This is a genomic window from Pseudomonas sp. NFACC45, from assembly GCF_900113505.1.
GTDB classification, from domain to species: domain Bacteria; phylum Pseudomonadota; class Gammaproteobacteria; order Pseudomonadales; family Pseudomonadaceae; genus Aquipseudomonas; species Aquipseudomonas tehranensis.
The window spans coordinates 523,884-545,778 of the sequence record NZ_FOPO01000001.1; the positions used below are offsets into that span (position 1 = coordinate 523,884).

At 60.6% G+C, this 21,895-nt stretch carries 18 protein-coding genes and 1 pseudogene; 7 read left to right on the top strand and 12 right to left on the bottom strand.

Annotated elements, in window-relative coordinates; genetic code table 11:
- Positions 1-227: 227 nt before the first annotated feature.
- The 3 genes and pseudogenes from BM132_RS28835 to BM132_RS02395 form a co-directional block, all read right to left on the bottom strand.
- Positions 228-1,088: a methyl-accepting chemotaxis protein gene (locus tag BM132_RS28835; protein ID WP_371264090.1), complete on the bottom strand. Its 861-nt coding sequence runs from the start codon at positions 1,086-1,088 to the stop codon at positions 228-230.
- A 42-nt stretch (positions 1,089-1,130) separates the two neighbouring features.
- A pseudogene (locus BM132_RS28840) lies at positions 1,131-2,204 on the bottom strand (Cache 3/Cache 2 fusion domain-containing protein); the annotation flags it as partial.
- A gap of 186 nt (positions 2,205-2,390) precedes the next feature.
- Positions 2,391-3,311, bottom strand: a complete 921-nt coding sequence (locus BM132_RS02395) for a LysR substrate-binding domain-containing protein (protein ID WP_092395048.1) — start codon at positions 3,309-3,311, stop codon at positions 2,391-2,393.
- Positions 3,312-3,469: 158 nt separating this feature from the next.
- On the opposite strand from BM132_RS02395, the gene BM132_RS02400 reads away from it, so the two are divergent.
- Positions 3,470-4,864 (top strand): NorM family multidrug efflux MATE transporter, encoded by a 1,395-nt coding sequence (locus BM132_RS02400; protein ID WP_092453094.1) that lies wholly within the window; start codon positions 3,470-3,472, stop codon positions 4,862-4,864.
- A 108-nt stretch (positions 4,865-4,972) separates the two neighbouring features.
- Here the strand turns inward: BM132_RS02400 and BM132_RS02405 are convergent, their stop codons facing one another.
- Positions 4,973-6,643, bottom strand: coding sequence for a putative bifunctional diguanylate cyclase/phosphodiesterase (locus BM132_RS02405; RefSeq protein ID WP_092452907.1), 1,671 nt, complete (start codon positions 6,641-6,643; stop codon positions 4,973-4,975).
- Between the two features lie 274 nt (positions 6,644-6,917).
- Here BM132_RS02405 and rep point away from each other — a divergent pair, with 274 nt between their 5' ends.
- Complete coding sequence (gene rep, locus BM132_RS02410) at positions 6,918-8,927, top strand: DNA helicase Rep (protein ID WP_047226146.1); 2,010 nt, start codon at positions 6,918-6,920, stop codon at positions 8,925-8,927.
- A gap of 69 nt (positions 8,928-8,996) precedes the next feature.
- Positions 8,997-9,569: a xanthine phosphoribosyltransferase gene (locus BM132_RS02415; protein WP_092395042.1), complete on the top strand. Its 573-nt coding sequence runs from the start codon at positions 8,997-8,999 to the stop codon at positions 9,567-9,569.
- Between the two features lie 122 nt (positions 9,570-9,691).
- Here the strand turns inward: BM132_RS02415 and BM132_RS02420 are convergent, their stop codons facing one another.
- The 6 genes from BM132_RS02420 to dadA form a co-directional block, all read right to left on the bottom strand.
- On the bottom strand, positions 9,692-11,614 hold the full coding sequence (locus BM132_RS02420) for an acetyl-CoA hydrolase/transferase C-terminal domain-containing protein (RefSeq protein ID WP_092452910.1): 1,923 nt from the start codon (positions 11,612-11,614) through the stop codon (positions 9,692-9,694).
- Between the two features lie 135 nt (positions 11,615-11,749).
- A complete protein-coding gene (locus tag BM132_RS02425; protein WP_305728325.1) occupies positions 11,750-12,160 on the bottom strand; it encodes a c-type cytochrome in 411 nt (136 codons plus the stop codon).
- Between the two features lie 183 nt (positions 12,161-12,343).
- Positions 12,344-12,892, bottom strand: a complete 549-nt coding sequence (locus BM132_RS02430; protein WP_047226150.1) for a cupin domain-containing protein — start codon at positions 12,890-12,892, stop codon at positions 12,344-12,346.
- Positions 12,893-13,020: 128 nt separating this feature from the next.
- Entirely contained in the window at positions 13,021-14,094 is a 1,074-nt protein-coding gene (alr, locus tag BM132_RS02435; protein WP_092452913.1) for an alanine racemase, read from the bottom strand.
- A gap of 94 nt (positions 14,095-14,188) precedes the next feature.
- Entirely contained in the window at positions 14,189-14,542 is a 354-nt protein-coding gene (locus BM132_RS02440) for a RidA family protein (RefSeq protein ID WP_092395033.1), read from the bottom strand.
- Positions 14,514-15,818 (bottom strand): D-amino acid dehydrogenase, encoded by a 1,305-nt coding sequence (gene dadA / locus BM132_RS02445; protein WP_092452915.1) that lies wholly within the window; start codon positions 15,816-15,818, stop codon positions 14,514-14,516. Before dadA ends, BM132_RS02440 begins: the two co-directional genes overlap by 29 nt.
- Positions 15,819-15,973: 155 nt before the next feature.
- Between dadA and BM132_RS02450 the strand changes: the two genes are divergently transcribed.
- A complete protein-coding gene (locus tag BM132_RS02450; protein WP_003206849.1) occupies positions 15,974-16,462 on the top strand; it encodes an Lrp/AsnC ligand binding domain-containing protein in 489 nt (162 codons plus the stop codon).
- A gap of 13 nt (positions 16,463-16,475) precedes the next feature.
- Here BM132_RS02450 and BM132_RS02455 read toward each other — a convergent pair whose 3' ends face one another.
- Entirely contained in the window at positions 16,476-16,829 is a 354-nt protein-coding gene (locus BM132_RS02455) for a YkgJ family cysteine cluster protein (protein WP_003206850.1), read from the bottom strand.
- Between the two features lie 146 nt (positions 16,830-16,975).
- Between BM132_RS02455 and BM132_RS02460 the strand changes: the two genes are divergently transcribed.
- Positions 16,976-18,289, top strand: a complete 1,314-nt coding sequence (locus BM132_RS02460) for an NAD(P)/FAD-dependent oxidoreductase (protein WP_092452918.1) — start codon at positions 16,976-16,978, stop codon at positions 18,287-18,289.
- A gap of 116 nt (positions 18,290-18,405) precedes the next feature.
- Here BM132_RS02460 and BM132_RS02465 read toward each other — a convergent pair whose 3' ends face one another.
- Positions 18,406-18,651: a DUF1127 domain-containing protein gene (locus BM132_RS02465; protein ID WP_092395024.1), complete on the bottom strand. Its 246-nt coding sequence runs from the start codon at positions 18,649-18,651 to the stop codon at positions 18,406-18,408.
- A 179-nt stretch (positions 18,652-18,830) separates the two neighbouring features.
- Between BM132_RS02465 and BM132_RS02470 the strand changes: the two genes are divergently transcribed.
- Positions 18,831-20,264: an aminotransferase-like domain-containing protein gene (locus tag BM132_RS02470; RefSeq protein WP_092452921.1), complete on the top strand. Its 1,434-nt coding sequence runs from the start codon at positions 18,831-18,833 to the stop codon at positions 20,262-20,264.
- 61 nt (positions 20,265-20,325) lie between these two features.
- A complete protein-coding gene (locus BM132_RS02475) occupies positions 20,326-21,894 on the top strand; it encodes a phospholipase D family protein (protein WP_092452924.1) in 1,569 nt (522 codons plus the stop codon).
- Position 21,895 lies beyond the last annotated feature (1 nt).

Sequence of the window (21,895 nt, forward strand, 5' to 3'; positions counted from 1 at the left end):
TTACAGGGATGCTGGCCCTAAGGCCCTGTGCGAACAAGCCCGCTCCACATTGATTGGGGATGGCCGCAAAATGCCCGTTCGCCGCCAAGCCCCTGTGGGAGCGAGCTTGCTCGCGGTAGCGGTGAGTCAGTTGCGGTGATGTTGGCTAGGCCGCCTCTTCGCAAGCAAACTCGCTCCCAGAGAATTCTGGGGTGAGTTTGCTCGCGACGGGAGCGGCGGAAGGAGTATCAGCGGAACCGGTCAACCTCTTTGCGCAGGTCCTGCGCCAGTTTTTCCAGTTCCTTGGCGGTGATCGCCAGGTTCGAGACCACTTCGCGCTGTTCGCTATTGGCCATAGCGATGCTTTGCAGGTTGCTGCTGAGCAGGGTCGCGGTGCTGCTTTGCTCCTGAGTGGCGGTGGTGATCGCCGCGAATTGCTGGCCGGCCGAACGGCTTTGCTCGTCGATGCGCGCCAGGGCCGAGGCCACATTGGCATTGCGCGACAAGCCTTCTTGCATCAACAAGTTGCCTTTTTCCATGGTACTGATGGCGTTACCGGTTTCCTGCTGGATGCTATTGATCATGCCGGAAATTTCGTCAGTGGCCTGACGGGTACGGGACGCCAGGCTACGGACTTCGTCAGCCACCACGGCAAAGCCCCGCCCCTGCTCGCCCGCACGGGCGGCTTCGATGGCCGCGTTGAGCGCCAGCAGGTTGGTCTGCTCGGCGATCGAGGTGATCACCCCGACGATACCGCCGATTTCCTGAGAGCGCTGGCCCAAGGTGTTGATGACCGTGGCAGTGCTGTTCAGCGCGCCAGCAATTTGCTCCAGCGACGAGGACGCTTCATCCATCGACGTACGACCGATGCGGGTTTGCTGGGCGTTATCCTGAGCCAGGCGTTCGGTATTGCCCATGTTATCGGCGATGTTCAACGAGGTAGCGCTGAACTCTTCCACTGCGCCGGCCATGCTGGTGATTTCGCCGGACTGCTGCTCCATGCCCTCATAGGCCCCGCTGGACAACCCGGACAAGGCCTGGGCTCGGCTATTGACCTCTTGAGAGGCCTTGCGGATATGCTCGACCATGGTCGACAGGGCCTGGCTCATCTGGTTGAAAGCACGGGCCAACTGACCGATTTCGTCGTGGCTCGACACATTCAGACGCACGCTCAGGTCGCCGGCGCCCAGCGCCTCGGCCTGACGCACCAGATCGCCCAGCGGTGCCAGTTTGCTGCGCAGCAGCCACACCGCCGAGCCCACGGCCAGCAACATGGCCAGCAAGCTGCCGATAGCCAGTTGCGTGCCGACACTCCAGGTCACGGCGCGAATCTCGGCTTTCGGCATGCTCGCCACCACCGCCCACGGGCCGTCCTCGAACGGCACGGCAACGCTGTAGAAATCTTCAGCGGTATCGCTCCAGAACACACCTTTGCCCGACTTCTTGACCAACTCCTTGATGGTCACGGTCGCCTGCTCCAGCGCCTGCACACCCGCTGGTGGAACCAGCCATTTGTTTTGCTCATCCAGCACCGCCAGCGAACCGGTCTGGCCGATACGGAAGCGCTTGAGATTCTCGAACTGGGCGTTCTGCGCGTCGGTGTAATCGAATCCCACATACAACACGGCAATGATCTTGCCGCTGCTATCTCGTACGGGTGTGTACTGCGACATGTAGAAGCGCCCGAAAAGCAGAGCCCGACCAATGTAGCTCTGCCCACTCATTACCGGGGCATAAGCCGGGCCGGCACGGTCGAGCATGGTGCCGATCGCCCGCGTCCCGTCCTGCTTGGTCAACGAAGTGCTCACGCGGATGAAATCATCGCCACTGCGTACAAACACCGTCGCCACCCCGGCGGTCGTGTCCTTGAACTCGTCGACTTCCTTGAAGTTGTTGTTCAGCACTTCGCTGCCCAGGCTCAGGCCTGGAGTCTGCACGCCTGCCACCGCGACCGGCTGGTCCGGGTGCACGCTCAGGCCCGCGCTAAAACGCTTCTCGAACAGTCCGCTCAATCGCTGCGTGCTTTCACGCAGGGTGCCATGGAAGGTATTGAGCTGGTCGGCCATGAGGCGCGCTTCGCTGGCCAGGTGTTCTTCACGAGTCGCGAGGTTGGCGGAGTCCAGCGAGCGCAAGGCAAAGATGGTACTGCCGGAGATCACGATCGCCAGTATCACGGCGAGGGCGAGGCCCAGCTGTGAGGCGATTCGGGCACGAGGTTGAGACATGACGGCTCCTGGCCAAGTGACCGGATCATCCTGATCGTCGCACACTCGGCAATTTTATTCGGGTGATGTGTAGGCAGTCCCTTTCTAATACGAAAGTACTACTTCCACACATTCGGCGGCGAAACCGAATACTTGAGCGGTTTGGAAGGAATAATGCCAAGTGGCTATCACGGGAGCTTCAACGATTCAGCCAAGACGCTTTACGTCGGGTAATTGCATGGCGTTCACTTCGCTCTGGAGAAAATCGCTCAGACGGCGCAAACGTTCACCCCCTGGCCGGGTTTTCGGCCAGACGAGGTAATAGTGCTCGCCACTGGCGACAGCGGTAGGCCATGGCAGGCTCAAGCGCCCTTGGGCCACGTCCTCGGCCACCATCAACAGATCACCCATGGACACGCCGTAACCACGCGCTGCCGCGATCATGCCCAGTTCCAGCGTATCGAACACCTGCCCGCCCTTGAGCGAGACCTGATCGGACAGGCCCATGCGCGAAAGCCAGTTGCGCCAATCACGACGGTCCGGCGTGGGATGCAGCAATTCTGCGCTGGCCAACCGCGCCACATCCCAGGGCTGGTCATTCAACAGGTTCGGTGCGCCTACCGGAATCAGTTCCTCGGGAAACAGCAAGCTTGCCTCCCAGTCGGTAGGAAAATGCCCGTTGCCCAGTAATACCGCGCAATCGAAAGGCTCGGTGTTGAAGTCCACTGAGTCGACGTCCATCCAGGCGCTGGTCAGTTGCACTTCATTGCCGGGCTGAAGATGCCGGAAGCGGCTCAGGCGCGCCAACAGCCAACGCATGGTCAGCGTGGACGGCGCCTTCATGCGCAGGATGCCATCTTCGCCATGCAAGGTATGACAGGCCCGTTCCAGCGCCATGAAACCCTCACGCACGCCCGGTAGCAGCAACCGCGCCGCTTCGGTCAACTGCAGGTTGCGGCCACTGCGCTGGAACAGCCGACAGGCAAAGTGCTCTTCGAGTGTACGAATATGCCGGCTGACGGCACTTTGAGTAATCGACAGTTCTTCGGCCGCCCGGGTGAACGAGCTGTATCGCGCCGCTGCTTCGAATGCCCGCAACGCATAAAGAGGAGGGAGACGACGAGACATCGGGAAAGCTCCTATGGCGATAGTTACGCACCCTATCAGAAAGCTCTCAACATGAGTTTTAATCATGCCAGTGATCGCTTTTATCCTTTTGTGCAAACCGCTGAGAGCGCCGAGAATCACCGTTTTACAGCCTTGTTTGAACATGGAGTGTGATGATCATGCGGCATCCGGTGCGAATCGAACTCTGGGCTATCCTGCGGCTGGCAGGGCCGTTGATTGCCTCGCAGTTGGCGCACATGCTGATGGTCCTGACCGACACCCTGATGATGGCGCGCCTGAGCCCCGAAGCCCTGGCCGGCGGTGGACTCGGCGCGGCGAGCTATTCATTCGTCTCGATTTTTTGCATCGGTGTGATCGCCGCAGTGGGCACGTTGGTGGCGATTCGGCAGGGCGCCGGTGATGTGGAAGGCGCCACCCGACTGACTCAGGCCGGGTTGTGGCTGGCCTGGTTGATGGCGTTGGTGGCCGGGCTCCTATTGTGGAACCTCAAACCGGTACTGTTGCTGTTCGGCCAGACTGAAACCAACGTCCTGGCCGCCGGCCAGTTCCTGCTGGTGCTGCCATTCGCCCTGCCCGGCTATCTGAGCTTCATGGCCCTGCGCGGCTTTACCAGCGCCATTGGCCGGGCGACCCCAGTGATGGTGATCAGTCTTGGCGGCACGGTGGCCAACTTCCTGCTCAATTACGCACTGATCACCGGCATGTTCGGCCTGCCAAAACTGGGCCTGATGGGCATCGGCCTGGTCACGGCCATCGTTGCCAACTGCATGGCCCTGGCGCTGGCCTGGCATATTCACCGGCATCAAGCCTACCGCGCTTATCCGTTACTCAACGGTCTGTCGCGCCCCAATCGCCAGTACCTCAAGGAACTGTGGCGCCTGGGTCTGCCCATTGGCGGCACTTACGCAGTGGAAGTCGGGCTGTTCGCGTTCGCCGCGCTGTGCATCGGCACCATGGGCAGCACGCCATTGGCAGCGCACCAGATCGCTCTGCAGATTGTCTCGGTGGCATTCATGGTCCCGGCGGGAATGTCGTATGCAATCACCATGCGCATCGGCCAGCACTATGGCGCCGGGCAACTGCTGATGGCGCGGCTGGCCGGTCGGGTCGGAATTGGCTTCGGCGCAGCGGTCATGCTGGCGTTCGCCATGGTGTTCTGGCTGCTGCCAAACCCATTGGTCGGCTTGTTCCTGGACCACGACGATCCGGCGTTTCGTGGGGTGATCGAGCTCGCAGTGAGCCTGTTGGCGGTAGCGGCGTGGTTCGAGCTGTTCGACGGCGCGCAAACCATTGCCATGGGCTGTATCCGTGGGCTCAAGGACGCCAAGACCACCTTCCTGGTGGGCCTGGGTTGTTATTGGCTGATTGGCGCACCGGCGGCATGGTGGATGGCCTTCCACCTGAACTGGGGCCCGACCGGCGTCTGGTGGGGCCTGGCCCTGGGCCTGGCCTGCGCGGCGGTGAGCCTGACGGCGGCGTTTGAGTGGAAGATGAAACGGATGATCCGCAGTGAGCCTGGGCTGAGGCGTTTCGAAAGCATCCAAGCCGACTGAGGTTCCCTATGTGGGAGCGGGCTTGCTCGCGAAGACGGTGTATCAGCCAGAAATATATCGACTGATCCACCGTCTTCGCGAGCAAGCCCACTCCCACATGGTTTTGTGTCAGCTGATTTCCAGCATCGACTGCTGATCACCCTCGAACGTCAAGTACTCAACCAACTCCGGAAACGGCAACGGCTTGCTGATCAGGAAACCCTGCACCTGGTCGCAACCAAAGCCGCGTAGCAAGTCCAGTTGTTCCTGGGTTTCCACACCCTCGGCCACTACTTCCAGGTTGAGGTTGTGGGCCAGGTTGATCATCGCATGGACCAATTTGCGATTTTCCTCGCGCTGCTCCATGCCACCCACGAAGCTCTTGTCGATCTTGAGCAAGGCGATGGGCAGGCTGTTGAGGTGCACGAACGAGGAGAAGCCGGTGCCGAAGTCGTCCAGGGAAAAGCGCACCCCCAGGCGACCCAGGGCGTCCATGGTCTGCTTGACCAGTTCGCTGCGGCGCATGACGGCGGTTTCGGTGAGTTCGAATTCCAACCATTGCGCCTCGACACCCCGCTCGGCGATCAGGCGGCTCAGCGTCGGCAGCAACTGGCTGTCCTGGAACTGCCGGAATGACAGGTTGACCGCCATGTGCAGGGGCGCCAATCCCCTTTCACGCAGCGCTTGCATGTCCCGCAATGCCCGGGAAATCACCCAGTAGCCCAGCGGTACGATCAGCCCGCTCTGTTCGGCCAATGGCACGAACTCACTGGGCGGCAACAGCCCACGTTCGTTATGACGCCAGCGCACCAGGGCTTCGAGGCCGACGATGGTGCCGTCATCAAGGCTCAGCCGGGGTTGGTAATGCAACTCCAGCTCGTCGCGCCGCAGCGCCCGACGCAGCTCGCTCTCCAGATCGGCGAGGCTGCGGGCGTTACGATTGATGCGTTCGTTGAAGATATGAAAGGTGCAGCCCTGTGTGCTCTTGGCCTGCTGCATGGCGATATGAGCGTGCCACATCAGCGGGTCCGCGCCGGCCTGGGCGCGAGCGTGGGCGATCCCCAGGCTGCAACCGATCAGCAGGCTTTCGCCATCGACCCAATAGGGTTCGGCCATGGCTTCGGTGATGCGCTCGGCCATCCATTCAGCCCGCTGAGGCGCCCGGCGGGTGTCGATCAGGAGTGCAAATTCGTCGCTGCCCAAGCGTGCCAGTTGATCGCCGGCTTCAAGCGAACCTTTGAGCCTCGACACGACTTGCAGGATCAAACGGTCACCGGCCTGGTGGCCGAGGGCATCGTTGGCGTGACGGAAGTTATCCAGATCCAGATGCCCGAGCGCCAGGCCACGGCCTTCGTTTTCAGCCAGGCGCGCCGCCAGCAGGGTTTGGAAGCCCTGGCGATTGGCGATGCCGGTCAACGGATCCTGTTCGGCAAGACGCTGCAGCGTGTTTTCCAGCACTCCGCGCTCGCGCACATGGCGCAGGCAACGGCGCAGAGTGGCGCCATCGAGCACATCACGTACCAGCCAATCGCTGACGCCATCAGGTGCAGTGGTGGGCTCGTGCTCGAGCAACAGGACCGTCGGCAAACGGCAACGACCGGGTGCCGGCTGCAGCGCCGCGACAGTCAGCAGCACCGCGTTGTGGTTGTCCTCGAACAGGCTGCTGACCGACTCCCAGCTCGGGGCACTGATCAACACAACCGACGGCCCCATGGGGGCCAGGCACTCGCGCAAAATCGCTGACCATACCGGCTCTTCGGCCAATAGCAGCAAACGCAAGGGTTCGACAGACGTTGACAAGCTGACTCCCTAGACTCTGCAAGGTAATAGGCGCAGGGCATTATGACCTGCTGACCGCTAATGACCAATGCCAATGGTTCTCAAACACTTGCTTCAGACGGCTTTTTTACCCTCGAAGCCGAACGTTGGACGCCATTCGCCCCACATCCTGCGTGAAAGTAACCAAAGCGGCAAATGACAATGCTGTGTAGCGTCACAAGTCGGACAGAGCAGCACAATTCTGTGAGCCTGTTAAAATGCCGGCCCATTTCGCAAACGACTCTCTGACCCTGTCATGTCCCGACTCAATCCCCGGCAGCAAGAAGCCGTGAACTATGTCGGCGGCCCTCTTTTGGTGCTCGCCGGTGCAGGCTCCGGCAAGACCAGTGTGATCACCCGCAAGATCGCGCACCTGATCCAGAACTGCGGTATCCGCGCCCAGTACATCGTCGCCATGACCTTCACCAACAAAGCCGCCCGGGAAATGAAAGAGCGGGTCGGCGGCCTGCTGCGCGCCGGTGAAGGCCGTGGCCTGACGGTCTGCACTTTCCACAACCTGGGCCTGAACATCATCCGCAAGGAACATGCACGACTGGGCTACAAGCCGGGTTTCTCGATTTTCGACGAGACCGATGTCAAGGCGCTGATGACCGACATCATGCAAAAGGAATATTCGGGCGACGACGGCGTGGACGAGATCAAGAACATGATCGGCGCCTGGAAAAACGACCTGATCCTGCCGCCCCAAGCCTTGGAAAACGCCCGCAATCCCAAGGAACAGACCGCCGCCATCGTGTACGCCCATTATCAGCGCACGCTCAAGGCGTTCAACGCGGTGGACTTCGACGACCTGATCCTGCTGCCGGTCAAGCTGTTCCAGGACCACGCCGACATCCTCGAGAAATGGCAGAACAAGGTCCGCTACCTGCTGGTGGATGAATACCAGGACACCAACGCCAGCCAGTATTTGCTGGTGAAGCTGCTGATCGGCATCCGCAACCAGTTCACCGTGGTGGGCGACGACGACCAGTCCATCTACGCCTGGCGCGGTGCGCGGCCGGAAAACCTGATGTTGCTCAAGGAAGACTACCCGTCGCTCAAAGTGGTGATGCTGGAGCAGAACTACCGCTCCACCAGCCGCATCCTGCGTTGCGCCAACGTGCTGATTTCCAACAACCCCCACGAGTTCGAAAAGCAGCTGTGGAGCGAGATGGGCCACGGCGACGAGATCCGCGTGATCCGTTGCCGCAACGAAGACGCCGAAGCCGAGCGCGTGGCCATGGAAATCCTCAGCCTGCACCTGCGCACCGACCGGCCGTACAGCGACTTCGCGATCCTGTATCGCGGCAACTACCAGGCCAAGCTGATCGAGCTGAAATTGCAGCATCACCAGATCCCCTATCGCCTGTCGGGGGGCAACAGCTTTTTCGGCCGTCAGGAAGTGAAGGACCTGATGGCCTATTTCCGCCTGATCGTGAACCCGGACGACGACAACGCCTTCCTGCGGGTGATCAACGTCCCGCGCCGGGAAATCGGTTCGACCACCCTGGAAAAACTCGGCAACTACGCCACCGAGCGCAAAATCTCGATGTACGCCGCCACCGACGAAATCGGCCTGGGCGAGCATCTGGACAGCCGCTTCACCGACCGTCTGGCGCGCTTCAAACGCTTCATGGACAAGGTGCGCGAACAGTGCGCCGGCGAAGACCCGATCTCGGCGCTGCGCAGCATGGTCATGGACATCGACTACGAGAACTGGCTGCGCACCAACAGCTCCAGTGACAAGGCCGCGGACTACCGCATGGGCAACGTCTGGTTCTTGATCGAGGCGTTGAAAAACACCCTGGAAAAGGACGAAGACGGTGACATGACTGTCGAGGACGCCATCGGCAAACTCGTGCTGCGGGACATGCTTGAACGCCAGCAGGAAGAAGAGGACGGCGCCGAAGGCGTGCAGATGATGACCCTTCACGCCTCCAAGGGCCTGGAGTTCCCCTACGTGTTCATCATGGGCATGGAAGAAGAAATCCTGCCCCACCGCTCCAGCATCGAAGCCGACACCATCGAAGAAGAACGGCGCCTGGCCTACGTCGGTATTACCCGCGCACGTCAGACGCTGGCCTTTACCTTCGCCGCCAAACGCAAGCAATACGGCGAGGTGATCGACTGCGCCCCGAGTCGCTTCCTCGATGAGCTGCCGCCGGACGACTTGGCCTGGGAAGGCAATGACGACACACCGACCGAGGTCAAGGCCGTTCGCGGCAATAGCGCCCTGGCCGATATACGAGCGATGCTCAAGCGCTAGAATCGACTACTTTTCAGCGAACTTTTACCCATTTCCAGGGGCGCCGAAGGCGTCATTAAAGGAGGCTTGATGGAAGCCCTGCAGCAGAAAATTCGTGAACACGGCATCGTACTTTCCGATCAGGTTCTGAAAGTCGATGCTTTCCTGAACCACCAGATCGACCCGCAATTGATGAAGCTGATCGGCGACGAATTTGCCGCGCTGTTCAAGGACTCGGGTATCACCAAGATCGTCACCATCGAAGCCTCAGGCATTGCCCCGGCGATCATGACCGGTCTGAACTTGGGCGTGCCGGTGATTTTCGCCCGCAAACAACATTCCCTGACTCTGACGGAGAACCTGTTGTCCGCGACCGTGTATTCGTTCACCAAACAGACCGAAAGCACCGTGGCCATCAGCCCGCGCCACCTGACCAGCAGCGACCGGGTACTGATCATTGATGACTTCCTGGCCAACGGCAAAGCCTCCCAGGCGCTGATCTCCATCATCAAGCAGGCCGGCGCCACCGTGGCAGGCCTGGGGATCGTGATCGAGAAATCGTTCCAGGGTGGACGCGCGGAGCTGGATGCCCAGGGGTATCGGGTTGAGTCCCTGGCCCGGGTGCAATCGCTGGCCGGTGGGGTCGTGACCTTTATCGAATAATCGCCCTGCATCCCTGTGGGAGCGAGCCTGCTCGCGATGAGGCCGGCACATCCAACATCAACGTTGACTGACAGTCCGCTATCGCGAGCAGGCTCGCTCCCACAGGGGCTTTGATGTGGCCGTTAAGGCGCGGTGATCTTGAGACCCGCGAGCAACAAACGCTGGCCCAGCTCTTCTTTCAGCCCTTCGGGGCTCGCCAACTGCATCCGCTCCAAATGCTCGGGAAACTCCGACGGCGGCGGCGCATCCAGCGCGGCCTTGCCCAACTCCAGCATTTCGGTGAGTTTGAATTTGCTCTTGAGCCAGTTCAGCGCACGCAGCAGGTCGCGTTCCACTGCGTCAAAATCGCAACCTAACGGATACTCCGGAAACAAATTCGGATGCCGCGCCTGGATGGCCTGCAAGCGTTCCGAGGTGTTGTCGGTGAACCGCGGATCAAGGCGGAAATCCTTCGGCAACTTACCGGCATTTTGCGCCTGCTCGATCAGCTCCGGCTGGAAACGTGAGTCGCTGATGTTCAGCAGCGCCTCGATCACCGCAGCATCAGTCTTGCCCCGCAGGTCAGCGATACCGTATTCAGTCACCACGATGTCTCGCAGGTGCCGGGGAATGGTGCAATGGCCGTATTCCCAGACGATGTTCGAACTGATCTCGCCCCCCGCCTCGCGCCAACTGCGCAGAAGCAGAATGGAGCGCCCGCCCTCCAGCGCATGGCCCTGGGCAACGAAGTTGTACTGCCCGCCCACGCCGCTGAGTACCCGGCCGTCTTCCAGTTGGTCCGCCACCCCGGCGCCCAGCAAGGTCATGGTGAAAACCGTGTTGATGAAGCGTGCGTCGAGTCGCTGCAGGCGCTTGAGTCGTTCCTGGCCATACAGCTCGTTGATGTAACTGATGCGGGTCATGTTGAATTCGAGGCGCCGACTCTGGGGCAACTCGCGCAAGCGTTCGTAAAAACTGCGAGGACCGAGGAAGAATCCGCCATGGATGCAAATGCCGTCGGGTTGCGCCGCCTCGTCGAGGGTGCCGGCGTTGGCCCGTTCCTGGGTCGACTCGTCGGGATAGACCCTGCGCCGGATAATTCCGGCCTCCGCCAGCACCAGCAAGCCGTTGACGAACATTTCGCTGCAACCGTACAACCCTGTGGCAAAGGGTTCGACCCCGCCCTCACGCTCGATCAACTGCGCCCACTGGCTGAGATTCAGTTCCGCCAGCAACGCCTGGTAAGCGGCATTGTCGGCTTGACGCGCCAGCAGCGCCGCCGTCAACGCATCGCCCATAGAGCCGATGCCGATCTGCAACGTACCGCCGTCACGCACCAGGGCACTGGCGTGCAGGCCGATCATATGGTCCTGAAAGCCCACCGGCATGTTCGGCGTGGAAAACAGCGTGTGGCTGTCCTTTTCGTCGATCAACAGATCGAACGTGTCGATGCCGACTTCCGCATCACCGGGCATGTAGGGCAGATCGCTGTGGACCTGGCCCACCATGAGGATGGTCTCCCCCGCCGCACGCCGCTTGGCGATCATCGGCAACAGGTCGAGGGTGATGTCCGGGTTGCAACTCAGGCTCAGGCGGTCAGGATGCTGCGGATCACTGGCCACCAATTGCGCAATCAGGTTCAAGCCGGCGGCATTGATGTCCCGCGCAGCGTGGCTGTAGTTGCTGCTGACGTAATCCTGCTGGGCCGACGTACTATGCAGCAGGCTGCCCGGTTGCAGGAAGAATTGCTGGACATGGATGTTGGCCGGCAGGCTGTCGCGGTGCAGATCGGCCAGGTAATCCAGTTCCGGATAATCACCAAAAACGCGCTCGATAAAAGGTTCGAGAAAGCGCTTCTGCAACCCATCGCCCAGATTGGGTCGGCCCAGGCTCAGGGCCGTGTAGATGGTGAGTTGGCGCTCTGGCAGTTGCGCGATACGCCGGTACAGCGCATTGGCGAACAGATTGGGTTTGCCCAACCCCAGGGGCATCCCCAGATGAATGTGCGCTGGCAGGCGCGCGAGTACGTCATCCACCGCCTGTTCGATTGAACACAACTGCACCATCCGACCCTCCGGGACATTCCATGAATGTGGGTTGGACCGAGCTTGCCGGGTCTTGGTTGCGATGAACAGCTTTGTAAAACCACCGGGCACAAAAAAACCGCTCGCAAGCGGCTTTTTTGTTGAAGATGCTGGTGTTTACAGACCCGACATCTCTTTGATGGCACCTTTGAGCTCATCATCCGAACAATCGGCGCAAGTGCCCTTAGGGGGCATGGCATTGATACCGGAGATCGCTTTGGCGAGCAGCCCATCAAGGCCACCTTCTTTCTTGGCTCGTTCACCCCAGGCTGCCGCATCGCCGATCTTCGGAGCATTCAGCAGGCCGGTACCGTGGCAAGCATTGCAGTGTTTTGCAATAACATCCGTCGGCGTCTTGGCACCACCGCCGCCAGCCGAAGCCACGACTTCCATGCCTTTGCATTCCTGCCCCTGAACGCAGACCTGGCCAACCGGCTTCAGGCGCTCGGCGATTTCGTCGTTGGTCGCCGCTTGGGCGCTGACCGCCCATAGGGCCAATACGGTTGCTGGTGCAGCCAGCATTTTCATAATTAGGTTCACGCGTACACCCTCAATGGTGGCTAGTCACGCCTGCGGCCACGGTTTGCAGGCGGGCGCAAGTATAGCGGGAAGGCCGTCACACTGAAACAACCCCAAAGTCGCAAGGGTCTTGTTTGTCATGACAGCTCATCCTTCGGGCGCCTTTGCCGTGCAGGCACGGCGCCTCTTTTCCTAGAAGTTGGCCGGTGTGGCTGCGCTGATCAGTCGCGCCGGCGCATCGAACGGATTACGAAAGCGGTGTGGCTTGGTGCTCTCGAAATAGTAGCTATCGCCCGCTTCGAGTACGAAGGTTTCGGCGCCGACCACCAACTCCAGCCGCCCCTCCACCAGAATCCCGGTCTCTTCGCCCTCATGGGTAAGCATCTCGTCACCGGTATCGGCGCCAGGCGGGTAGATCTCGTTCAGAAAGGCAATCGCCCGGCTGGGGTGTGCCCTGCCCACCAGTTTCATGGTGACGGCACCGTCGGAAATGTCGATCAGTTCATTGGCTTTGTAGACGATCTGGGTCGGTTTCTCCTGAAGGATTTCTTCGGAGAAAAACTCGACCATGGACATGGGAATCCCGCCAAGGACCTTACGCAGCGAGCTGATCGAGGGGCTGACGCTGTTTTTCTCGATCATCGAAATGGTGCTGTTGGTGACGCCCGCGCGCTTGGCGAGTTCACGCTGGGAAAGGCCTTTGAGTTTACGAATGGATTGCAGTCGTTCACCGACGTCCAATGCTGGAGCCTCCAGGGAATCAGGTTGTGTGGAAAGTGAGCGTTATCATGGCGACAGCGTTCAGTATTTACAACACTTTGACCTCAATCCCGTGCGGTGAAGCGACTTTCGGTAGGTTGCGCTTTGCGTCAGCCCCCGCAATAGAGCCGTGGCACCCGGCGCAGGTTGCAGAAAATCTGATAAGGAATCGTGCCGGCCGCCTTCGCGACATCGCTGGCCAGGATAGTCTTGCCCCACAGTTCCACGGTCGAACCGAGCCCGGCCTGGGGGATATCAGTCAAATCCACGCACAGCATGTCCATCGACACCCGCCCGACCAATTGGCTTGGCTGTCCATCCACCAGCACCGGCGTACCGTTCGGCGCCTGGCGCGGGTAACCGTCGGCGTACCCCATGGCAACCACGCCGACCCGCGTCGGTTGCGCGGTGACAAAACGGGCGCCATACCCCACCGGCTCGCCGGCGGGCAACTCACGCACGCTGATGATCTTCGACTCCAGTGTCATGACCGGCTGCAGCCGCGCGGCAACGGCGTTGGCCTCCTCGAAGGGTGTCGCGCCGTACAGCATGATGCCTGGCCGCACCCAGTCGCTGGGCATTTGCGGCCAGCCCAGCACGGCTGGGGAGTTGCGCAAACTGATCTGCGCCGCCAGCCCCTGGCGGGCCGCCTCAAACACGGCCAGTTGCTCGGTGCTGCTGGGATCGTGCAGCTCATCGGCACGGGCGAAATGGCTCATCAACACAATCTTCGCCACCTTGCCGCTGGCCAGCAGTCGACGATAGGCCGCCTGATAATCCGCCGGATGCAGCCCCACCCGATGCATCCCCGAGTCGAGCTTGAGCCAGACCGTAATCGGCTTGTTCAGGGTCGCGTTTTCAATCGCTTCGAGCTGCCACAACGAATGCACCACGCACCAGAAATCGTGTTCGACGATCAGCGACAGTTCATCGGCCTCGAAGAAGCCTTCCAGCAGCAAGACCGGCCCACGAATCCCGCTGGCCCGCAGTTCCAGCGCTTCTTCGATGCAAGCCACGGCAAACCCATCGGCCGTGTCCTGCAAAGCCTCGGCGCAGCGCACTGCGCCGTGCCCATAGGCATCGGCCTTGATCACCGCAAGGGCTTTGGCTCCCGTCACTTCGCGGGCCAATTGGTAGTTGTGACGTAAGGCTTGAAGGTCGATCAGGGCACGGGCAGGACGCATGGCGGCAGGCTTCTAGGCGGACTCGGTAAAAAAAACGGCGCTGGCTGACGGCACGAACCACCAACAGCACCGCAAGAGGGATCGCTTTCCGGGTTTAGGGCAGCGCGGCCACGACGGACAGCTCCACCAGGATTTCCGGTTCGCACAGCTTGGCCTGCACAGTAGCCCGGGCTGGCGCGACGCCGTTGGGCAGCCATTTGTCCCAGATCGCGTTCATGCCTTCGAAATGGGCGTCGATGTCTTTCAAGTAAATCGTCACCGACAGCAGATGGTTTTTGTCGGTCCCGGCCAGGTCCAGCAAACGTTCGATATTGGCCAGGGTTTCCCGGGTCTGCTGCTCGATACCGGCACTCATGTCGTCGCCAACCTGTCCGGCAAGGTAAACGGTGCCGTTGTGCAGGACGACCTGACTCATGCGGTCATTGGTGAGCTGGCGCTGGATTGACATGTTTTGCAGACTCCTGGTGTTTACTGCCATAACGGGAAATATCGAGGCCTTCGGCGCTGATCTGTGGTTTTTTCTTCGCCATCAGGTCCGCCAGCAAGCGCCCGGAACCACAGGCCATGGTCCAACCGAGGGTGCCGTGACCGGTGTTCAGGAACAGGTTCTTGAACGGGGTGGCGCCCACGATCGGCGTGCCATCCGGGGTGGTCGGACGCAGGCCGGTCCAGAAACTGGCCTGGGCCAGATCGCCGCCCTGAGGATAAAGGTCGTTGACGATCATCTCCAGGGTTTCACGCCGACGCGGGTTGAGAGACAGGTCAAAACCGGCAATTTCCGCCATGCCGCCCACGCGGATGCGGTTATCGAACCGGGTAATCGCGACCTTGTAGGTTTCGTCGAGAATGGTCGAGGTGGGGGCCATCGCCGGGTTGGTGATCGGCACGGTCAGGGAATAACCCTTGAGCGGATAAACCGGCGCACGAATGCCCAGCGGCTTGAGCAATTGCGGCGAATAACTGCCCAGGGCCAGGACGTAGCGGTCGGCGGTTTCCAGCTTGCCGTCGATCCAGACGCCGTTGATGCGATCACCGGCGTAGTCCAGGCGCTGGATATCCTGGCCAAAGCGGAACTGTACGCCGAGCTTCACGGCCATTTCCGCCAGACGCGTGGTAAACATCTGACAGTCGCCAGTCTGGTCATTGGGCAGACGCAAGGCTCCGGCCAGGATGTCAGTGACATTGGCCAACGCCGGCTCGACGCGGGCAATGCCTTCACGGTCCAGCACTTCGAAGGGCACACCGGACTCTTTCAGCACGGCGATGTCTTTGGCCGCACCATCAACCTGAGCCTGGGTACGGAACAATTGAGTGGTCCCCAGACTGCGGCCTTCGTAGGCAATCCCGGTTTCGGCGCGCAGTTCGTCGAGGCAGTCGCGGCTGTACTCGGACAGACGCACCATGCGCTCCTTGTTGACGGCATAACGATTGGCGGTGCAGTTGCGCAGCATCTGCGCCATCCACAGGTACTGGTCGATGTCGGCGGTGGCTTTGATCGCCAGCGGTGCATGGCGCTGCAGGAGCCACTTGATGGCCTTGAGTGGCACACCTGGCGCGGCCCACGGCGAGGCATAACCCGGCGACACCTGGCCGGCATTGGCAAAACTGGTTTCCATGGCTGGCGCCGGCTGACGATCAACCACCACGACTTCAAACCCGGCACGGGCCAGGTAGTAAGCACTGACGGTACCGATGACGCCGCTACCTAAAACCAGAACGCGCATGTTGAAGCCCTCATCGCGGATAACCGCTGACGTTTTGTTGTACAGACCGTAATGTGCGCAGTTTAGAAAAGATCAGCCAGTGCTTTTCACTATATAAATGCCTATATTTGGCGAGAATTCTCGGCAAAAACCCTTTTCATGGAGGAGCATCACCTGTGCGGACCAACACTCAGACCAAACGTGAGCTGGACAAGATCGACCGCAACATCCTGCGCATCCTCCAGGCGGATGGACGGATTTCCTTTACAGAGCTTGGGGAAAAGGTCGGCCTCTCCACCACGCCTTGCACCGAGCGGGTTCGTCGCCTGGAGCGCGAGGGAATCATCATGGGCTACAACGCCCGGCTCAATCCGCAGCATTTGAAGGGAAGTCTGCTGGTATTTGTCGAAATCAGCCTCGACTACAAGTCCGGCGACACCTTTGAAGAATTCCGGCGCGCAGTGCTGAAATTGCCTCACGTGCTCGAATGCCATCTGGTGTCAGGCGACTTTGACTATCTGGTGAAGGCGCGGATTTCCGAGATGGCTTCGTACCGCAAGCTGTTGGGCGACATCCTGCTCAAGCTGCCCCACGTGCGCGAATCCAAGAGCTACATCGTGATGGAAGAGGTGAAGGAGAGCTTGAACCTGCCGATTCCGGATTGAAGGGCGTTCTTGGCTACACCAACACCTGCCGGGTGCTGGCCATGTATTCGTGAATCTGCTTCTCGACCCGGGGATGGATCAACTCCACTGGCCGTCGCCCGTTTGGGCACGGCAGGGTGGCGGTGGTGCCGAACAACCGGCAGATCAGCGGCCGCTCGTCATAGACAGTGCAGCCATTGGGTCCCAAGTGCACGCAGTCGAGCGCTTCCATGGCCGCGTCCTGTTCGGCCCGGGTCTTGCGCGGCAAGCGGGCCATTTCCTCCGGCGAGGTGGTCACTGGCCCGCAGCAGTCATGGCAGCCCGGTACGCACTCGAACGAGGGAATCTGTTGGCGCAACGTGCGGATTTTTTGACTGTTGCAGCTCATCGAAGCGGCTACCGAGACGGGACAAGGCAGGATTCTGCACGAAAAGGCTTATCCCAGACAGCGCCAACCGACCGATGTTGCCCATGGACGAATCCCCGGCTTATGCTCCGTAAAATTTCTCAAACACAATAATCAGGATTACGCACATGAACGCCCGTGTTCAGCAACCTGTCCCGAGCCATTCGCACGCCGCCTCTTACTACGCCGCCAGCAGCCTGCCGCAACCGGATCATCCGCTGCTGCAGGGCGAGCTGGTGGCGGATGTCTGCGTGGTCGGCGGCGGGTTCTCGGGATTGAACACAGCGATCGAACTGGCCGAGCGCGGCATGAGCGTAGTGCTGCTGGAAGCGCACAAGATCGGTTGGGGGGCCAGCGGGCGCAACGGCGGTCAATTGATTCGCGGCGTCGGTCACGGCCTTGATCAATTCGCCCCGGTCATCGGTGCCGACGGCGTACGCCAGATGAAGCTGATGGGTCTTGAGGCGGTGGAAATCGTCCGTCAACGGGTCGAGCGCTTTCAGATCCACTGCGACCTCACCTGGGGTTATTGCGACCTCGCCAACAAGCCAGGTGACCTGGAAGGTTTCGCTGAGGACGCCGAAGAGCTGCGCCGCCTGGGATATCGCCATCAGACCCGGCTGCTGCAAGCCCACGAAATGCACAGTGTGGTGGGTTCGGATCGCTACGTCGGCGGCCTGATCGACATGGGCTCGGGCCATTTACATCCGCTGAATCTGGCCCTGGGCGAAGCCTGCGCCGCGCAGCAATTGGGGGTCAGGCTGTTCGAGCAATCGGCGGTCACGCGCATTGATTACGGCCCGGAAGTGAAGGTGCACACCCAACAGGGCGCGGTCCGGGCCAAGACCCTGGTGCTGGGCTGCAACGCCTACCTCAATGGGCTCAACCCGGAACTCAGCGGCAAAGTGCTGCCCGCTGGCAGCTACATCATCGCCACTGAACCTTTGAGCGAGGCTCAGGCCCAGGCGTTGTTACCGCAGAACATGGCGGTCTGCGATCAACGGGTGGCGCTGGATTACTACCGGCTTTCCGCGGATCGACGCTTGCTGTTCGGCGGAGCCTGCCACTATTCAGGTCGTGACCCGCAAGATATTGGCGCGTACATGCGTCCGAAAATGCTCAAGGTGTTCCCGCAACTGGCGCAGGTAAAAATCGACTTTCAATGGGGCGGGATGATCGGCATCGGCGCCAATCGCTTGCCGCAGATCGGCCGACTCAAGGATCAGCCCAACGTGTACTACGCCCAGGCCTACTCCGGTCACGGGGTGAATGCCACGCACCTGGCCGGCAAGCTGTTGGCCGAAGCCATCAGTGGACAACAGAGTGGTGGTTTCGATCTGTTCGCCCAAGTGCCGCACATGACCTTCCCGGGCGGGAAGCATCTGCGCTCGCCACTGTTGGCGTTGGGGATGCTGTGGCATCGGTTGAAAGAGTTGATTTAGTCCCGGATCCGTGGCGAGGGAGCTTGCTCCCGCTCGGTTGCGCAGCAACCGCAAAAAGAAGGTCTGCTACGCAGCCCAGCGGGAGCAAGCTCCCTCGCCACCGGGTTCCTATTGCTTCAAAGCCGCCAGAACGGCTTGAGCGCCTCCGCCCGCGCCTGCTCCCGGCTCAGCCCGATATCACGCAACTGTTCGGGTGTAAGCTCCAACAAGGCCTTGCGTGTATGCAAGCGACGCCAGAACAGGGCCCAGCGGCTCAGGCCGGACGGAGCACTGGGCAACATCGCATTGCGCAGCTCCTTTTCCTGCCCCGCCGCCAGTTCCTGGCTGTGTAACGTCAGCCGCACATCGCTCAAGCCGTTCATTTTGATCGCTCCTGTTTACTTGGGTAGCCAGAGCTTTCATGATGCGCGGACGGCCATAATCAATACAGATTCAAACAATGTGTTTTATATGCATACAGATTGCGGCTTTTCGACACTGAATTGTCTTTTTCCGCCGCAACTGTATTGGTTACCGTTGTCCACTTCATCGAGAGCGCGCCATGACCCTTTATGTGAACCTCGCCGAATTGCTCGGCACCCGCATCGAACAGGGCTTCTACCGCCCCGGCGACCGGCTGCCGTCAGTGCGCGCACTGAGCATGGAGCACGGCGTCAGCCTGAGTACCGTACAGCAGGCCTATCGCGTTCTGGAGGACAGCGGACTGGCGATGCCAAAACCCAAATCAGGGTATTTCGTACCGGCCAATCGTGAACTGCCTGACCTGCCGGTAGTGGGTCGCCCGGCCCAACGACCGGTAGACATCTCGCAATGGGACCAGGTGCTGGAGCTGATACGCGCGGTGCCGCGCAAGGATGTGGTGCAACTGGGCCGGGGCATGCCGGATATCAACTCGCCGACCATGAAACCCCTGTTGCGCAGCCTGGCGCAGATCAGCCGCCGGCAGGACATGCCGGGTCTGTATTACGACAACATCTACGGCAACCTCGCGTTGCGCGAACAGATCGCTCGCCTGTCGCTGGACTCTGGTTGCAAACTGGGAGCCGGCGACCTGATCGTCACCACCGGCTGTCACGAAGCGCTGTCGGTCAGCATCCGCGCTACCTGTGAACAGGGCGATATCGTCGCGGTGGATTCACCCAGCTTTCACGGCGCCATGCAAACCCTCAAGGGCCTGGGCATGAAGGCCCTGGAAATCCCCACCGACCCGCTCACCGGCATCAGTCTGGAGGCACTGGAGCTGGCGCTGGAACAGTGGCCCATCAAGGCCATACAGTTGACGCCCAGTTGTAACAACCCGTTGGGCTACATCATGCCCGAGGCCAACAAACGCGCGTTGCTGACCTTGGCGCAGCGCTTCGACGTGGCGATTATCGAGGACGATGTGTATGGGGAACTGGCCTACACCTATCCGCGGCCCCGTACGATCAAATCCTTCGACGACGATGGCCGCGTCCTGCTCTGCAGTTCTTTTTCCAAGACACTGGCACCGGGCTTGCGGATTGGCTGGGTCGCACCAGGCCGGTATCTGGAACGGGTGCTGCACATGAAATACATCAGCACCGGCTCCACCGCACCGCAACCGCAGATTGCCATTGCGGAGTTCCTCAAAGGCGGACATTTCGAACCGCATTTGCGCCGGATGCGCACCCAATACCAACGCAATCGCGACGTCATGATCGACTGGGTCAGCCGCTATTTTCCAGCGGGTACCCGCGCCAGCCGCCCGCGAGGCAGCTTCATGCTCTGGGTCGAGCTACCCGAAGGCTTCGACACACTCAAGCTCAATCGGGTCCTGCATGATCAAGGCGTGCAGGTCGCGGTCGGCAGCATATTTTCTGCCTCGGGCAAGTACCGCAATTGCCTGCGCATGAACTACGCTGCCAAACCAACGGCACAGATCGAGGACGCCGTACGCAAGGTTGGTGCCGCGGCCATTGCGTTGTTGAACGAAACCCGACTCGACGCCGTCTGAGCTTTACTCAGGGAAGCAGCACCCACAAGCCGATCAACGCAAACAAGCGGAACGAGCCTACGTGAGATCCAGACCCATCCTGCCTGCGCTCTTGCTAATCGCCTCGCTGCTGGGCGGCTGCGCCAGTTTTGATATCACCCGCGAGCCCTCCCAGGCGCTTCCGGCAACCGACTCTTTCTTCGGCCGCTCGGTACAGGCCCAGGCCGCTCTCCACGAGGGGCGCTCGGGCTTCCGCCTGCTCTCTGACAGTACCGACGCCTTCTCCGCCCGGGCCGAGTTGATCCGCAACGCCCAAAGCAGCCTGGATTTGCAGTACTACATCGTTCACGACGGCATCAGCACGCGCATGCTGGTGGATGAATTGCTCAAGGCCGCCGATCGGGGCGTGCGTGTGCGCATTCTGCTGGATGACACCACCAGCGATGGCCAGGATCAGATCATCGCGACCCTCGCCGCTCATCCGCGGATCCAGATACGCCTGTTCAACCCACTCCATCTGGGGCGTGCCACCGGGGTAACCCGCAGCCTGGGACGACTGCTCAATCTTTCACTGCAACACCGGCGCATGCACAACAAACTCTGGCTGGCGGACAACAGCATGGCCATCGTCGGCGGTCGCAATCTAGGGGATGAATATTTCGACGCCGAACCCAACCTGAACTTCACCGACATCGACCTGCTGGGCGTTGGGCCGGTGGCCGAACAATTGGGGCACAGCTTCGACCAATACTGGAACAGCGCCCTGAGCAAACCCATCGAACAATTCCTGTCCCATCGGCCAACCTCCAAGGATCTGGCCAACAGTCGACTGCGCCTGCAAGAGTCACTGGAGCAGACGCACAAAGAAAATCACGCGCTTTACCAGCAGTTGACCTCCTACCGGACCCAACCGCGCCTGGACATCTGGCGCCGGCAACTGATCTGGGCCTGGAATCAGGCGCTGTGGGATGCACCCAGCAAAGTACTGGCCAAGGATGAGCCTGATCCGCAGTTGCTGCTGACCACGCAATTGGGCCCGGAGCTGACGGGGGTCAGGGAAGAACTGATCATGATTTCGGCCTACTTCGTGCCCGGCCAGCCAGGGCTGGTCTACCTGACCAGCCGGGCCGATGCCGGGGTGGCGGTGAGTCTTTTGACCAACTCCCTGGAAGCCACCGACGTACCGGCGGTGCATGGCGGTTACGCGCCGTATCGCAGGGCTTTGCTGCAACATGGGGTGCGGCTGTACGAATTGCGTCGCCAGCCCGGGGACACGGGTGGCAGCAGCCCCCATTTGTTCTACAGCAAGTCCTACGGCGAATCGGATTCCAGCCTGCATAGCAAAGCAATAATCTTTGACCGACAGAAATCCTTCATCGGCTCGTTCAATTTCGATCCACGTTCAGTGCTGTGGAACACCGAAGTGGGGGTGTTGGTCGACAGTCCCGAACTCGCCGGCCAAGTGCGCGAACTGGCCTTGCAGGGCATGGCGCCGGCCCTGAGTTACCAGGCCCGCCTGAAGGACGGGAAGCTGATATGGACCACCGAAGACAACGGCAAGCTGCACGACCTGGACCGCGAGCCCGGCAGCTGGTGGCGCCGGTTCAACGCCTGGTTCGCCATGACCATTGGCCTGGAACAGATGCTTTAGA

Bases quoted from the DNA above. Each gene is read 5' to 3' on its own strand.
- BM132_RS02455 (WP_003206850.1), bottom strand. From the start codon at position 16,829: ATGAGCTGCAACAGTCAAAAAATCCGCACGTTGCGCCAACAGATTCCC.
- BM132_RS02460 (WP_092452918.1), top strand. From the start codon at position 16,976: ATGAACGCCCGTGTTCAGCAACCTGTCCCGAGCCATTCGCACGCCGCC.
- rep (WP_047226146.1), top strand. From the start codon at position 6,918: ATGTCCCGACTCAATCCCCGGCAGCAAGAAGCCGTGAACTATGTCGGC.
- BM132_RS02400 (WP_092453094.1), top strand. From the start codon at position 3,470: ATGCGGCATCCGGTGCGAATCGAACTCTGGGCTATCCTGCGGCTGGCA.
- BM132_RS02465 (WP_092395024.1), bottom strand. From the start codon at position 18,651: ATGAACGGCTTGAGCGATGTGCGGCTGACGTTACACAGCCAGGAACTG.
- BM132_RS02470 (WP_092452921.1), top strand. From the start codon at position 18,831: ATGACCCTTTATGTGAACCTCGCCGAATTGCTCGGCACCCGCATCGAA.
- dadA (WP_092452915.1), bottom strand. From the start codon at position 15,818: ATGCGCGTTCTGGTTTTAGGTAGCGGCGTCATCGGTACCGTCAGTGCT.
- alr (WP_092452913.1), bottom strand. From the start codon at position 14,094: ATGCGTCCTGCCCGTGCCCTGATCGACCTTCAAGCCTTACGTCACAAC.
- BM132_RS02415 (WP_092395042.1), top strand. From the start codon at position 8,997: ATGGAAGCCCTGCAGCAGAAAATTCGTGAACACGGCATCGTACTTTCC.
- BM132_RS02425 (WP_305728325.1), bottom strand. From the start codon at position 12,160: ATGAAAATGCTGGCTGCACCAGCAACCGTATTGGCCCTATGGGCGGTC.
- BM132_RS02420 (WP_092452910.1), bottom strand. From the start codon at position 11,614: ATGGTGCAGTTGTGTTCAATCGAACAGGCGGTGGATGACGTACTCGCG.
- BM132_RS28835 (WP_371264090.1), bottom strand. From the start codon at position 1,088: ATGAGCCAGGCCCTGTCGACCATGGTCGAGCATATCCGCAAGGCCTCT.
- BM132_RS02440 (WP_092395033.1), bottom strand. From the start codon at position 14,542: ATGTCAATCCAGCGCCAGCTCACCAATGACCGCATGAGTCAGGTCGTC.
- BM132_RS02395 (WP_092395048.1), bottom strand. From the start codon at position 3,311: ATGTCTCGTCGTCTCCCTCCTCTTTATGCGTTGCGGGCATTCGAAGCA.